General features: G+C 67.4%; 15 protein-coding genes. 7 read left to right on the forward strand and 8 right to left on the reverse strand.

The window, feature by feature from the left end; translation table 11 throughout:
• Together ACTG4K_RS13895 and ACTG4K_RS13900 are read left to right on the forward strand one after the other, a co-directional pair.
• Entirely contained in the window at positions 1 to 810 is an 810-nt protein-coding gene (locus tag ACTG4K_RS13895) for a carbon-nitrogen hydrolase family protein (RefSeq protein WP_439114802.1), read from the forward strand.
• Between the two features lie 255 nt (positions 811 to 1,065).
• Entirely contained in the window at positions 1,066 to 2,052 is a 987-nt protein-coding gene (locus ACTG4K_RS13900) for a LysR family transcriptional regulator (protein WP_439114803.1), read from the forward strand.
• A gap of 1 nt (position 2,053) precedes the next feature.
• Here the strand turns inward: ACTG4K_RS13900 and ACTG4K_RS13905 are convergent, their stop codons facing one another.
• The 5 genes from ACTG4K_RS13905 to ACTG4K_RS13925 all read right to left on the reverse strand — a co-directional run bounded on the left by ACTG4K_RS13905 (position 2,054) and on the right by ACTG4K_RS13925 (position 6,599).
• Positions 2,054 to 2,512, reverse strand: a complete 459-nt coding sequence (locus ACTG4K_RS13905; protein WP_439114804.1) for a hypothetical protein — start codon at positions 2,510 to 2,512, stop codon at positions 2,054 to 2,056.
• Between the two features lie 179 nt (positions 2,513 to 2,691).
• Positions 2,692 to 3,231, reverse strand: coding sequence for a hypothetical protein (locus ACTG4K_RS13910; protein ID WP_439114805.1), 540 nt, complete (start codon positions 3,229 to 3,231; stop codon positions 2,692 to 2,694).
• Positions 3,232 to 3,280: 49 nt separating this feature from the next.
• Positions 3,281 to 4,213, reverse strand: coding sequence for a LysR family transcriptional regulator (locus tag ACTG4K_RS13915; protein ID WP_439114806.1), 933 nt, complete (start codon positions 4,211 to 4,213; stop codon positions 3,281 to 3,283).
• Between the two features lie 239 nt (positions 4,214 to 4,452).
• The gene (locus ACTG4K_RS13920; RefSeq protein WP_439114807.1) at positions 4,453 to 5,367 is read right to left on the reverse strand and encodes a hydroxymethylglutaryl-CoA lyase; all 915 of its coding nucleotides are present in this window, start codon (positions 5,365 to 5,367) and stop codon (positions 4,453 to 4,455) included.
• A 5-nt stretch (positions 5,368 to 5,372) separates the two neighbouring features.
• Positions 5,373 to 6,599 carry a CaiB/BaiF CoA transferase family protein gene (locus tag ACTG4K_RS13925; RefSeq protein ID WP_439114808.1) on the reverse strand — a complete coding sequence of 409 codons (1,227 nt, stop codon included), beginning with the start codon at positions 6,597 to 6,599 and terminating at the stop codon, positions 5,373 to 5,375.
• 196 nt (positions 6,600 to 6,795) lie between these two features.
• On the opposite strand from ACTG4K_RS13925, the gene ACTG4K_RS13930 reads away from it, so the two are divergent.
• From ACTG4K_RS13930 to ACTG4K_RS13940, 3 genes are all read left to right on the forward strand, one after another.
• Complete coding sequence (locus ACTG4K_RS13930; RefSeq protein ID WP_439114809.1) at positions 6,796 to 7,494, forward strand: haloacid dehalogenase type II; 699 nt, start codon at positions 6,796 to 6,798, stop codon at positions 7,492 to 7,494.
• A gap of 69 nt (positions 7,495 to 7,563) precedes the next feature.
• On the forward strand, positions 7,564 to 9,768 hold the full coding sequence (locus ACTG4K_RS13935; protein WP_439114810.1) for a malate synthase G: 2,205 nt from the start codon (positions 7,564 to 7,566) through the stop codon (positions 9,766 to 9,768).
• A gap of 154 nt (positions 9,769 to 9,922) precedes the next feature.
• Positions 9,923 to 10,225 (forward strand): hypothetical protein, encoded by a 303-nt coding sequence (locus ACTG4K_RS13940; protein ID WP_439114811.1) that lies wholly within the window; start codon positions 9,923 to 9,925, stop codon positions 10,223 to 10,225.
• 9 nt (positions 10,226 to 10,234) lie between these two features.
• On the opposite strand, the gene ACTG4K_RS13945 is transcribed toward ACTG4K_RS13940, so the two are convergent.
• From ACTG4K_RS13945 to ACTG4K_RS13955, 3 genes are all read right to left on the reverse strand, one after another.
• Entirely contained in the window at positions 10,235 to 11,053 is an 819-nt protein-coding gene (locus tag ACTG4K_RS13945; RefSeq protein WP_439114812.1) for a crotonase/enoyl-CoA hydratase family protein, read from the reverse strand.
• 63 nt (positions 11,054 to 11,116) lie between these two features.
• The gene (locus ACTG4K_RS13950) at positions 11,117 to 12,418 is read right to left on the reverse strand and encodes a c-type cytochrome (protein ID WP_439114813.1); all 1,302 of its coding nucleotides are present in this window, start codon (positions 12,416 to 12,418) and stop codon (positions 11,117 to 11,119) included.
• A gap of 77 nt (positions 12,419 to 12,495) precedes the next feature.
• On the reverse strand, positions 12,496 to 13,242 hold the full coding sequence (locus tag ACTG4K_RS13955) for a c-type cytochrome (protein ID WP_439114814.1): 747 nt from the start codon (positions 13,240 to 13,242) through the stop codon (positions 12,496 to 12,498).
• Positions 13,243 to 13,316: 74 nt separating this feature from the next.
• Between ACTG4K_RS13955 and ACTG4K_RS13960 the strand changes: the two genes are divergently transcribed.
• Complete coding sequence (locus ACTG4K_RS13960) at positions 13,317 to 13,547, forward strand: cysteine-rich CWC family protein (RefSeq protein ID WP_439114815.1); 231 nt, start codon at positions 13,317 to 13,319, stop codon at positions 13,545 to 13,547.
• Positions 13,544 to 13,777, forward strand: a complete 234-nt coding sequence (locus ACTG4K_RS13965; RefSeq protein ID WP_439114816.1) for a hypothetical protein — start codon at positions 13,544 to 13,546, stop codon at positions 13,775 to 13,777. The genes ACTG4K_RS13960 and ACTG4K_RS13965 overlap by 4 nt, the downstream gene beginning before the upstream one ends.
• The last annotated feature ends 29 nt before the right edge of the window (positions 13,778 to 13,806 follow it).

Below are 13,806 nucleotides of genomic sequence, written 5' to 3' on the forward strand. Positions count from 1 at the left end.
ATGAACGCCGACACCCTCACCCTCGCACTGTGGCAAACCTGCTTTGCGCCCACCCCAGCCGAAGCCCTGAAGCGACTGGACGGGGCCGCGAGCACGGCCCGCGCGCAAGGCGCACACCTGCTCATCACGCCAGAGATGGCGCTCACCGGCTACGCCATCGGGCCCGAGCGCGTGGCCGCTCTGGCTGAGCCCGCGCATGGCCCGCTGGCACAGGCCGTGGCCCAGATCGCGCAGCGCTGCGGCATCGCCATCGTCTACGGTTACCCCGAACAGAACCCCCACGGCAAACCCTTCAACGCGGCCCAGGCCATCGCCCCCGACGGCACGCGGCTGATGAACTACCGCAAGACCCACCTGTTTGGCGACTTGGACCGCGCGCAGTTCAGCGCGGGCGACGCGGCGTCACAGGTGTTTGGATGGCACGGCTGGCGGCTGGGCCTGCTGATCTGCTACGACGTGGAATTTCCTGAAACTGTGCGCGGCCTGGCGCTGCAGGGGGCCGACGCGGTGCTGGTGCCCACGGCCAACATGGTGCCGTTTGACGATGTGCAGCGCGTGCTGCTGCCCGCCCGTGCGCTGGAAAACAGCCTGTACCTGGCTTACGCCAATGCGTGTGGTGCCGAAGGCCACACCCGCTACAACGGCCAGAGCTGTGTGCTGGGGCCTGATGGGCACCCGTTGGCCCAAGCCGCCCAGGACGAGGCCTTGGTGGTGGCAGAGCTCAACAGGACAGCGCTGCAGCGCTGCCTGGCCCATTCGCAACGGCCCTGGCGACGAGGCGAACTCTACGGTCCGCTCGCGACGGGTTGAACTGTACGCCTGCGGCGATCCAGCCGGTGGGCTGGTCCAACATCGGGCACCTCGGGTAAGACGTGCGCCTGACGCGATCGGTCGCCGGGTGGGCGGTGGATTTCGGGCGGGTGGCCCCAAACGATCGTTGACAGGGTTGGTGGAGGTATTGGAGCCTTCGTTAAGGATTCTGTCCAATACATAATAAAAGGCCATCCATCTGAAAAACAGATACAAGAACCAACCCATGTCAGCCACCCATCTGACCGACACACCATGGAATTGCGGCAACTGAAGTACTTTCTGGCGATCGCCGAAAGCGGCAGCTTTTCCCGCGCTGCGGACCGGGTGTATGTGGCGCAGTCTGCGTTGAGCCACCAAATGGCCCAGCTCGAAGAAGAACTGGGCGCCGACCTGTTTCACCGCTCTCGCCGGGGCGTGGCGCTGACCGAAGCCGGGCAGCGCTTTTACCCGCATGCCGTGTCCATCCTGCGCCAGGTTGAAGACGCTGCACTCAGCGCGCGCAGCAACACCGATGGGCCGACCGGCAAGGTGGTGTTTGGCATTCCGCACAGCGCTTCTCACGCGCTGGCCCTGCCACTGCTGCGCTCCGTGCGGCAGGCGCTGCCCAAGGTCCAGCTGGAGCTGACCGAAGAACTCACCGGCACCCTAGCCACGCAATTGCGCGCCGGGCAGATTCACCTGGCCGTGCTGTTCGACGACGGCTCGCTGTCGGAATTCGCCCGGACGGCGCTGGTGCGCGAGCGCATGTACCTGATCGGCCCACCGGCACAGACCGCGCGCCGCACCTCCAGCGTGACGCTCCGGCAGGCGCTGGCGCAACCGCTGATCTTGCCGGCCAGCCCGCACGGCGTGCGTCCCCTCATCGAAGCGGCGGCGCAGCGCGCTGGCCTGGCGCCGCCCCAGGTGTTTGCCGACATCAGCTCCATCAGCATCCTGCGCACCTCGTTGCTGGCCGGCATGGGGCAGACGCTGCTGCCGCTGATGCCGCTCAAGACCGACATAGACGCCGGGCTGCTGCAAGCCACGCCCGTGGTGTCGCCCGCGCTGGAACGGGTGCTCGCCCTGTGCGCCTCGGAGCACATTCCCCTGTCGGCGGCAGCACAGGCCGTGGCGCAACAAGTGGTGCGGGTGGTGGGCGAACTCTGTCGCGACAAGGCCTGGCCCGGCGCCACCCTGATCGCGCAGCCCCCTGAGCCGAAAGGCGCAAAGGCCACCACCCGGGTGGCCCAGCGCGGTTGATTCAGAGCTGGCCTTCGGTCAGGGTGTCCAGCTGAAAGCGGCCGCTCCGGTCCCACAGCCAGGTGTCGGTGTAGGTAACCGTCGAACGGGGTGCGGGATACGGAGCGGCCCGGCGCACGATGCGCTCAATCTCGGCCACCACCTCGGGCGCATGGCTGGGCGCACGCAGCCAGTGGGTGCGCACCACCTGCCCGCTGCGGTTGATGTCCACCTGCAGCACGCCGATGGCGTACAGGTTGGGCGGCATCATGCCCTGGTAAATACGTTCGCTGTTGCGGCGATACAGGTGGCTGGCCACCACGCGGCGGTAGTCGCGCGAAGCGGGCGAGTCGGGGGCACGGCCAATGCCGCTCTGCCGGCTTGGCAGGGAACAACCCGCCTGCAGCCCGGCCAGTGAGGCCACCGCGGCCCACAGCAGTCTGCGCCGCGTCGGCGCATTCAAAACCGTCATCTGTGTCATGTGTATCTCCTTGCATGGGTGCGGCCCCTTGTTGTACGGTCCCGCCGCGTACCCGTTGGGTCGATGCTACCGCCCGCCTTCGGCGCCCGGAGATCGAAGGCGTCAGCGGCGCTGGGCAGGCGAACCGGCGCCGGGTCGCGCAGCGCGGCTGGACCCTGCGACACAGATCCCCATAAGCCTCAGTACCTGACCTCTTGGGCTTTTCGCTCGCGCGAAGGTTCGCCAAACACATCCACCAGCTGCACACGGGTCAGCGGCAGAGCGTAAGTGCGCTGGCCGTCCGGCGTGCCCACGACCGGCGATGCACGTCCGTCCGAACAATGGGAGCACAGGCCCACCGAGGCGAGCCGACCGCCTTCGAACCGGATGTAAAAACCGCCACCCTCATAGGCATCGTCGGCTTGTGCCCGCATCTTCCATGCCTCGGGCCATTGCGGCGGCGGTACAAACTTGGGCAAATACGCCGCCACGGTGGCGGGACTCAACCCCGCCAGAGGCATTGCAGGCGCAGCCGCCACCAGTTTCACCCGCACCTGACCCATTTCGGGCTCGGCCAAAGCGGCTGGGTCGAACTGGATGTCGATGGCGTAATACAGCACCTCGGTGGCCCCGCCCAGCCGCTCACCGTGTGCGGTCAGCGTGCCTTTTTCAAATCGGGACACGCTGGCACAGGACGCGAGCACCCAGACCAGCGAAAGCATGAACGCGGTACGAAACATCGGTGGCGCCTACAGGATTGCCCGTCGGTATGTTTTGCCTTGCACGCGCTCAGCGTGCGGCCCCCGCCCAAAAATCCGCCTGCCCGTAGTGGTGCTTTAAAAAGTCGATCCACAGCCGCACGCGCAGCGCCAGGTGTTTGCGCTGGGGGAACAGGGCGTAAATGCCGTTGGGTGGGGCGGCGTAGTCGTCCAACACCGTCACCAGACGGCCGGCGGCAATGTCGGACTCCACCTCCCAGGTGCTGCGCCAGGCAATGCCGTAGCCGGCAACACACCACTCGTGCAGCACCTGGCCGTCTGAGCAGTCAAGCGGGCCACCGGGACGCAGGTGCACCAGCTCGCTGCCACCACCTTCAGCGGCCGGCATGGCAAAGGCCCAGCCTCGGGTTTGTGACGCGTCGCTGCTGAGGGTGAGGCAGTCAAAGCGGGCCAGATCGGACGGGGTGTGTGGCCGGCCGTGGTGCTGCAAATAGCGCGGTGCGGCCACGCACAGGCGGCGGTTGTCGGCCAGGCGCACACTCACCAGCGACGAGTCCGGCAGATCGCCCACGCGCACGGCGCAGTCGTAGGCTTCGCCGGCTACGTCCACCACGCGGTCGCTCAGGTTGAGCGAAATGGTGACCTCGGGGTGCAGCTCGCGAAAGCGCGGCACCAGCGGTGCCACATGGCGGCGGCCAAAACCCGCCGGCGCGGTAAGGCGCAGGTGACCGCTGGCTTTCACGCCGCCCGCGCTCACGCTGGCTTCGGCGTTGGCCAGGTCGGCCAGCAGGCGCTGGCAGTCTTCCAGAAACGCGCTGCCTTCGTGCGTGAGCGTGATGCGCCGGGTGGTGCGCACCATGAGCTTGACGCCCAGGCGCGATTCGAGCGCGTCGAGCCGGCGGCCAATGATGGCCGGGGCCACGCCTTCGGCCTTGGCGGCGGCGGTGAGGCTGCCGCGGGTGGCCACAGAAGCAAAGGTTTCGAGCTGTTTGAGCTTGTCCATGGCGGGCAGATTACCCCAGCTTGGGTATCAAATCAACCACGCGAAGCCGTATATTCACAACCGCAGCAGTTGCAATAAGGCAGCGCGCTGCGCGTCCAAATGGCGTTCCCGGCGCGCTTGCCCAATGCCAGGGCACCCGTGGAACGGGCTTTGCCCTGCCACAGGGTGCGTCCTCCTCCAAGCGCCGCAGGCGTGCCAGAGAGGGGGAAGCCGCGCAGCGGCGCAGGGGGTGTCTCGCTTCACCAGCCTTTGGGCAAGCCGGCTTCGGGCGTCATGCCGTACACCGGCTCGCCGGGCAAGCCGGCCATGAGCGGCGCGCGCGCGGCCATGAGCGTGTGCAGGTCGAGCCCGGTGCTCACGCCCATGGCTTCAAACATGAACACCAGGTCTTCGGTGACCACATTGCCGCTGGCACCGGGCGCGTAGGGGCAACCGCCCAGGCCGCCCAGCGAGCTGTCAAAACTGCGCACGCCCACGTCAAAAGCGGCCAGGCAGTTGGCCAGGCCCAGGCCACGCGTGTTGTGCATGTGGGCCGCGCCGGCGCGCTCGCCCAGCTCCGCGCGCAGGCGGGTGAACAGGCGGCGCACCTGTGCGGGGTTGGCCATGCCGGTGGTGTCAGACAAGCCCACCTCGTCCACCCCCGCCTGCACGCAGGCCACGGCGAGGCGGATCACATCGTCTTCGGCCACCGCGCCTTGCAGCGTGCAGCCAAAGGCGGTGGACAGACCCACTTCCACCGGCGCGCCGGGGGCCACCTCGTTGCGCAGCGCGATCACCTCGCGCAGCTCGGCCAGCATCTGCTCGGTCGTTTTGCGCACATTGGCGAGCGAATGCGCTTCGCTGGCCGACACCGGCAGGGTGAGCTTGTGCACGCCTGAGGCCAGCGCGGCCTGGGCGCCACGCCGGTTGGGCACCAGCGCCATCACGCGCAGACCCGGCAGGGTGAGGGCGTGGCGCACCACCTCGGCCACGTCGGCCATTTGCGGCAACACATGGGCAGGCACAAACGAGCCCACCTCGATCTCGCGCAGCCCGGCGGCGGCGAGTGCGCTGATCCAGCGGCACTTGTCTGCCGTGGGCATGGTGGCTTTGACGGACTGCAGCCCGTCGCGCGGGCCGACTTCGCTGATGTGGATGTGGGGTTTTGGCGTCATGGTCGTCATGAAACGGCTGCGATGGCGCGCAGGCGCTCGATTTCGGCATGGGCATAGCCCAGGCCTTGCAACAGCTCGGCCGTGTGCTGCCCTTTGGTGGGTGGCTGCAGGCGCACGCCCAGGCGCTGGCCGTCCATGGTGAAAGGGAACAGCGTGGTCTTGGCGGTCTGGCCAGCGCGTGCACCGTCGGGCAGGGTGATGTCGGCCAGTCCGCCGGTGGCCAGCAGGTGTTCGTCGTCAAACAGCTCTTCGGGCCTGCGAATGGGGGCGAACGGCAGGCCGACTTGTTCAAACAGGGCCGCCAAGTCGGCCGCGCTGCGGTGCGCCAGCCGCTCACGCAACACCGGCAGCAGCTGCGGGCGTTGTGTCACCCGGGCGTTGTTGTCGGGGTAGCGCGGGTCGGCCTTGAGGTCGTCAAACCCCAGCGCGTCGCAGAAGGTCACCCACTGCGCGTCGCTCACGGCCGCCAGAAAGATCTGCTCACCGTCTTTCACGGTGAACACGTCGTACACCGCCCAGGCCGAAATGCGCTCGGGCATGGGCGCCGCCGCCTGGCCGGTGATGGCGTACTGCAGCATGTGCTGGCCAACAAGGAACACATTGTTTTCGAACAGCGCGCTCTGCACTTCTTGTCCCTTACCGGTGATGCCGCGCTGAATGAGCGCGCCCAAGGCCCCTATCGCGCCAAACATGCCGCCCATGATGTCGTTCACGCTGGTGCCGGCGCGCAGTGGGTCGCCGGGGCGCCCGGTCATGTAGGCCAGGCCGCCCATCATCTGCACCACCTCGTCGAGCGCGGTGCGGTGGTCGTAGGGGCCAGGCAAAAACCCTTTGTGGCTCACGTAAATACAGCGCGGGTTCACCTGGCTCAGGGCTTCGTAGTCAAGCCCGTATTTCTTCATGGTGCCGGGCTTGAAGTTCTCGGCCACCACGTCGGCGCTGGCGGCAAGCTTGCGCGCCACCTCGGCGCCCTCGGGCGTGTGCAGGTTGATGGCGATGCTCTTCTTGTTGCGGTTGAACATGGGGAAGAAGCCCGCACCCGAGCCCAGCAGGTGGCGCGTGCGGTCGCCGTCGATGGGTTCGACCTTGATGACCTCGGCGCCCATGTCGGCCAGCACCATGCCGCAGGTGGGGCCCATGACCATGTGGGTGAATTCCACCACGCGCAGGCCCTTGAGCGGCTGCGGAGCGGTCGACGGTGTTTCGCTGAGTGCGGTGGGTTGGGTGTGCATGGTGTCGGTCTTCAACGGGCCCAGCAGGGACGGGTGTGCCGCGCACTGTAAACCTTGGGGCCCAGCACAGCGCGTGGCTCGGTCAAGGCAGCGGGTGGACGCCTGGGGCACAAACACCCATTAGCCGCATAAAAGTCATGGATAAATCACTTTCAACCCAATCAATAGCCGAACAAGTATGGAATAAAGTTCAAGCATGGAAAAACCCCGCGCTGTTTTGTTTGATGCCTACGGCACGCTGTTCGACGTGTACAGCGTGGGGCTGCTGGCCGAACAGCTGTTCCCAGGCCAGGGGCCGCGCCTGGCCACGCTGTGGCGCGACAAGCAGATTGAATACACCCGCCTGGTGACCACCAGCAACCACGGCGCGCACTACCAGCCGTTCTGGGCGCTCACGCAAAGCGCACTGGCCTACGCCATCAAGGTGGTGGCGCCAGCGGCCCGGCAAGACTGGGCGGCCTTTGAAGCGCGTGCCGCGCAGTTGCTGAACCAGTACCGCAGCCTGAGCGCATTCCCGGAAAACCGCGAAGTGCTGCAGGCTCTGAAAGCGCGCGGCGTTCCCACTGGCATCTTGAGCAACGGCGACCCCGACATGCTGGGCATTGCCGTGCGCAGCGCCGGGCTGGACGGCCTGCTCGACCACGTCATCAGCGCCGACCCGGTCCGCCTGTACAAAACCCACCCCGCGGCCTACGCGCTGGGTGAAAAAGCCACTGGCTTGCCGGCCAGCCAGATCGTGTTTGTGAGCAGCAACGCCTGGGACGCGCTGGCCGCCACCTGGTACGGCTACCAGACACTGTGGGTGAACCGCCAGAATATGCCGTTTGAAGAGCTGGGCACACAGCCCACGCGCACCGGGCACAACCTGCGCGATGTGCTCGCTTTCTTTGACTGAATCTGTTTCCTTTTTTCAACACCGTTTCGGGCTGAGCCTGTCGAAGCCTTTTTTTCCTGGAGCCATCCGATGACCCAACGCACCCCCATTCACGGCCTGCAAGTTGCCACCGAGCTGTTTGACTTCATCAACAGCCGCGTGCTGCCCGGTACCGGCGTGAGCAGCGAAACTTTCTGGAAAGGCTTTGACGCCATCGTGGCCGACCTGGCCCCGAAAAATGCCGCCCTGCTGGCCGAGCGCGACCGCCTGCAAACCGAGCTGGACACCTGGCACCAGGCGAACCCCGGCCCCATCAAAGACATGGCGGGCTACCGCCAATTCCTGGAAACCATTGGCTACCTGGTACCGGTGCCCGCTGACGCCAAGGCCACCACCGCCAACGTGGACGCCGAACTGGCCGTACAAGCCGGCCCGCAGCTGGTGGTGCCCATTTTGAACGCGCGCTACGCGCTGAACGCCGCCAACGCCCGCTGGGGCAGCCTGTACGACGCGCTCTACGGTACCGACGCGATTTCCGAAGCCGACGGCTGCGAAAAAGGCCCTGGCTACAACGAAAAGCGCGGCGCCAAAGTGATTGCTTTCGCCCGCAAGTTCCTGGACGAGTCGGCCCCGCTGGCCAGCGGCTCGCATGTGGACGCCACCGGCTACACCATCGCTGGCGGCCAGCTGCAGGTCGCGCTCAAAGGCGGTGCCACCACCGGCCTGAAAGACGCCGCCCAGCTGGTGGGCTACCAGGGCGATGCGGCCGCACCGTCGTCGGTGCTGATGGTGCACAACGGCCTGCACTTTGACCTGATCATCAACCGCGCCACGCCCATTGGCCAACTTGATGCCGCGGGCGTGAGCGACCTGGTGATGGAAGCCGCGCTGTCCACCATCCTCGACCTGGAAGATTCCGTGGCCGCTGTGGACGCGCAAGACAAGGTGCTGGCCTACAGCAACTGGCTCGGCATCTTGAAGGGCGACCTGACCGAAGACGTGGCCAAGGGCGGCAAGACCTTCAAGCGCGGCCTGAACGCCGACCGCGTGTACACCAGCCCGCAGGGCGATGCCGAGGTGCGTCTGCACGGCCGCAGCCTGCTGTTCCTGCGCAACGTGGGCCACCTCATGACCAACCCGGCCATTTTGTGGGGCGCGGAAGGCAAGGAAATTCCTGAGGGCATCATGGACGCGGTGGTCACCACCACCATCGCCCTGCACGATCTGCAAGGCCACGGCCAGCTGGCCAGCGGCCCGATCCGCAACAGCCGCACCGGCTCGGTGTACATCGTCAAACCCAAAATGCACGGCCCCAAAGAAGTGGGCTTTGCCGCCGAGCTCTTTGGCCGCGTCGAACAGCTGCTGGGTCTGCCCGAGAGCACCGTCAAGCTGGGCATCATGGACGAAGAGCGCCGCACCAGCGTCAACCTGAAGGCCTGCATTGCCGCCGCTGCCAGCCGCGTGGCCTTCATCAACACCGGTTTCCTGGACCGCACCGGCGACGAGATGCACACCGCCATGCTCGCCGGCCCCATGGTGCGCAAGGGCGACATGAAGGCCAGCGCCTGGATTCAGGCCTACGAGAAAAACAACGTGCTGGTGGGCCTGAGCTGCGGCCTCCGCGGCAAGGCGCAGATCGGCAAAGGCATGTGGGCCATGCCCGACCTGATGGCCGCCATGCTGGAGCAAAAAATTGCCCACCCCAAAGCCGGTGCCAACACCGCCTGGGTGCCCAGCCCCACCGGCGCCACCCTGCACGCCCTGCACTACCACCAGGTGCTGGTGAGCGACGTGCAGAAAGAACTGGAAAAGATCGACGCCAACGCCGAGCGCGACAACCTGCTCACCGGCCTGCTGACCATTCCAGTGACCAGCAGCCCCAACTGGACCGACGCCGAGAAACAGCAGGAACTGGACAACAACGCCCAGGGCATTCTGGGCTACGTGGTGCGCTGGGTGGACCAAGGCGTGGGCTGCTCCAAAGTGCCCGACATCCACAACGTGGGCCTGATGGAAGACCGCGCCACGCTGCGCATTTCAAGCCAGCACATGGCCAACTGGCTGCACCACGGCGTGGTGACCGAAGCGCAGATCAAGGAGACCTTTGAGCGCATGGCCGCCGTGGTGGACGCCCAGAACGCCGGCGACCCGCTGTACCAGAAGATGGCCGGCCACTTCGACACCAGCATGGCCTACCAGGCCGCCTGCGACCTGGTGTTCAAAGGCATGGCACAACCCAGCGGCTACACCGAGCCGCTGCTGCATGCGTGGCGCTTGAAGGTGAAGGCGGCCTGAGTGTGAACACCACCGCGCCGCACCTGCGGTGCGTCACACCCTTAAGGGGGGCAACGCCTGCGGCCTGGCTAAGCCAGTTCCGCGGCGTTCTTGACCTAAATACGGCGCCTACGGGCGCCGTATTTCATGGCGCTGGCACACCGACAATCACCCCATGACACTGGACTACCTGATCTTTGACGCCAGCGACGATGGCGAAGGCACCGGCACCTGGGACGCCATGGCCAGTGTGCGCGCGGGCGACGTGCCGGCCGTCAAGGCCGAGGTGCAGGCTGTGCTGGCCTGGGCAGAACGCCACAGCCCCGGCCCGCGCGGGCCGCTGGACGAAGGCGGTGCGTGGGACGCCGACGAACAGGTGCAGACCGACGGCGAATGGACCACCGTGACGCTGACGCTGACCGGGCCTTGGGCATGGGGTGAGGCGCTGGTGGCGCACTGGGCGCCCGACGACCGATAGCAGGCGCGCTCAGCGCCCGGTGAAGACCGCCGCCCGTTTCGCCACAAATGACGCTACGCCCTCTTTCGCGTCTTCGCTGTTGGCCAGGCGCTGCTGCACGGCGTCGAACTCGGCCACGGCGGCCATGGGGCCGTGTTCCACCGCTTTGAGCGCGTTCAGCCGCGTGGCCACCACAGCCAGCGGGGCTTGCTGCGCAATGGTGTGGGCGATGCGCAGGGCCTCCGTCAACTCGGTGCCGGCGGGCACCACGCGCTGCACGAAATGCAGGCGCAGCGCTTCGGCGCTGTCAAATTCGTCGCCGGTCAGCAGGTGCAGCAGCGCGTTGCCCAGCCCGGCGCGCTCGGCCATGCGCAGGGTGGCGCCGCCGGTGGCCATGATGCCGCGCTTGACTTCGAGCTGCGAAAAACGGCCGTTGTCTGCCGCGACCACAATGTCGGCGGCGAGCATGAGTTCGATGCCCAGCGTGTAGGTGATGCCCTTCACCGCCACCACCAGGGGTTTGGTGCGGCGGCGCCAGCCGGCATCGCCCAGGTTGAGCGGGTCGACCAGCCCGTGGGGCACGGCGTATTCGCCGCGCTGCATGAGCGGCGCGAAGCTGGGCAGGTCGAGGCCGGCGGTGAAGTGTTCGCCATGCGCGTGCAGCACACCCACGCGCAGGGTGGGGTCGTCGTCGAGCCGGGTGTAGGCATCGGCCAGGGCGCGCAGCATGGCCGGCGTGAAGCCGTTGCGCTTGGCGGGGCGGTCGATGCCGATGAGCAGCACATGGCCCTGGGCCTCGCAGGTGATGCGGCCTTCGGCCGGGCTGGTGTGGGGGTGCGGTGCGTTCATGCTCCGCATGGTAGGCAAGCGCGGGCCGCTGGCGGTCACGCAGGCGTCACGCCGGCGGCCGCTTCAGCGCACGCGCTGCACGTCGAGCGCGGTGACCGCACCGGCCTGGTTGCCCCAGCTCTGGCGAATGAAGCTGGCCACGGCGGCCACTTCGGTGTCGGTCAGCAGGGTGCGGTACGGCGGCATGCCGTAGGGCTGGGGATTGCCGGCGGTGGCGGGGGCAAAACCACCGCTCAAGATGGCCTGCACCGGGTTGACGTGCGAGGCCAGGGTCACAGCGCGGTTGCCGGCGAGTGCCGGGTAAGCGGTGGGCGCGCCCTGGCCGCTGGCGCCATGGCAGTCCACGCAATGCTGCTGGTAAACCTGATCGCCCAGTGCCAGCTGCGCGGCGGTGGCACGCGGCTCGGGCGTGGCAGCCACTTCAATGGGTGGCAGCGCTTGCAGGTAGGCGGTCATGGCACGCAGGTCGGCGTCGTTCAGGTATTGGGTGCTCTGGAAAACCACCTCGGCCATGGGTCCCATGACGGACACGCCGCCGCCGCCGCCATGCACCACGCCTGTTTTGAGCAGGTCCACCACCTGCTGCGCGCTCCAGTGGGCCACGCCCGCCTCGCTGCGCGCGTGCAGTGAAGGCGCGTACCAGCCCTGCGCGGCCATCAGGCCACCGCTGAGGGTCCCGGCTTGCTGGAGGCCACCCAGTGCATCGCGTGGCGCGTGGCAGGCGGCGCAATGGCCCAGGCCGCGCACCAGGTAGGCGCCCTGGTTCCACTCGGCGCTGCGCGCCGGCTCGGGCTGGAAGCTGGCGGGTTCAAAGTACAGCTCGCGCCACACCGCCAGTGCGGCTTGGGTGTTGTAGGGAAAGCGCAGGCCGTGCGGCCGGTTGGGCTGGGCCACCGGCGGCAGGCTGTGCAAAAAGGCGTACAGCGCGTCGCTGTCTTCGCGGCTGACCCGGGTGAAGCTCTCGTAAGGAAACACGGGGTTGAGCAAACGGCCGTCGCGCGACTGGCCGTGGTGCATGGCGCGCCAGAAGGCGTCGGCGCTCCAGCGGCCCAGGCCGTGCTCGGGGTCGGGTGTGAGGTTGCCGGCAAACACGGGGCCAAACGGGGTTTGGATGGCATGGCCGCCGGCATAGGGCTCGCCACCGCGCGCGGTGTGACAGGCGGCGCAGTTGCCAGCGCGCGCCAGGTAGGCACCACGCTGCACTTGTTCCGCCGAGGCGGCAGCGGGCGTGCTCGCCACCGGTGGCAAGGCGGCCACGTTCAGCTGGCGCGCCAGCAGGGCCACCACAGCCAGGCACAACACCAAGGCCGCTGCCAGCGCCACCCACAACAACCGCCGAACCACCGGCGAAGACGAAACAGACATGAACAACCAGACTTAAAACGTGGGGGAGCGCCGGCCGTGGCGCGCCAGCGCGACATGCCAGGCGGGCTTGGCAGACGTCATTTCGCGGCCTCGGGGGCTGAGCCGCAGCGCAGCGGCAGGGGGCGGCTGGCGGGCGGCGCGGGGTGGGTGTTGGCGGGCAGCGCCTGGGCGGCCAGCCAGCTGGCCACGGCGCTCACGTCGGCGGCGGTCATGGCTTGCGCAATCTGCGCCATGCAGTCGGGCGCATGGGCATGGCGCAGCCCGGTTTGCCAGGCGCCCAGCTGGCCAATGAGGTAGTCGCGAGGCAGGCCCAGCAGACCGGGAATGGCGGGCTGCACGCCGGTGAGCGCCTGTCCATGGCAGGCCACGCAAGCGGGGATGTCGCGCTGGGCATCGCCGTGCAACACCAGCGCTTGCCCGCGTGCCAGCTCGGCGGGCGCTGCGGTGCTGGCCTGGGGCGGCGGGTACGGCAGGTCGAGGCTGGCGAAATGCGTGGCGATGTCGCGCAGGTAAGCGTCGCTCAGCGGGTCGAGCAGCTCGGTCATACCGGCGTTTTGGCGCCGGCCCTCGCGAAAGTGCAAGAGCTGGTGGTACAGGTAGCCCGCAGGCTTGCCCGCAATGCGCGGAAAGTAGCCGCTGTTGGTGGCCCGCCCTTCTTTGCCGTGGCACAGGGTGCAGGCCTGCATGCGCTGTGCCATGGTGTCGGGCACGGTATGGGCCGCGGCGGGTGGCTCGGCGGCTTGCACCGCCCCCGCACACCACACCGCCGCCAGCAACAGCAAAACGGCGCGTACGCGGGATGGCCAAAAAGAAAATAGGGTCATAAGCACCTTTTGAAAATACCATAGCAGCGGACGACCGATACACTGAGGGGTACCAGAAACCCCCAGCACTGCCGATGAACCTGAACGCACCCCCGCATGACGCCACGCGCTGCCCCCTGTGTGGCGGCGACAACCGCTGTGCCATGGAAATCGAGCGCGCCACCGGCCTAAAGCAAGGCCCTTGCTGGTGCGTGTCGCAAACCTTCAGCGCCGAGCTGCTGGCGCGCCTGCCCGCCGATGCGCAAGGCAAGGCCTGCATTTGCGCCAACTGCCTGAATACCTTCAACACCCAGGAGACACCATGATGGGCTGGCTCGACCGTTTCCCGTTGGTGTGGCTGGTGGTGATTGCGCTGTACCTGGCGGTCGCCCCCATCGTGCCCGAGCCGCACCTGGTGGAAAAGCTCCGCATGCTCAGCCAGGGCACGCTGGTGAAGCCCATCGACATCTTTGACCTGCTGCTGCACAGCGCGCCGCTGGTGTTGCTGGCGGTGCGGCTGTGGCGCGACGCGCAACGCCGCCGCGCCAAGCGCTGAAGGCCCCGGCCGCGCACCACGCGTGGTGG

The sequence above is a fragment of the Hydrogenophaga sp. genome (assembly GCF_965657535.1).
Classification (GTDB): domain Bacteria; phylum Pseudomonadota; class Gammaproteobacteria; order Burkholderiales; family Burkholderiaceae_C; genus Hydrogenophaga.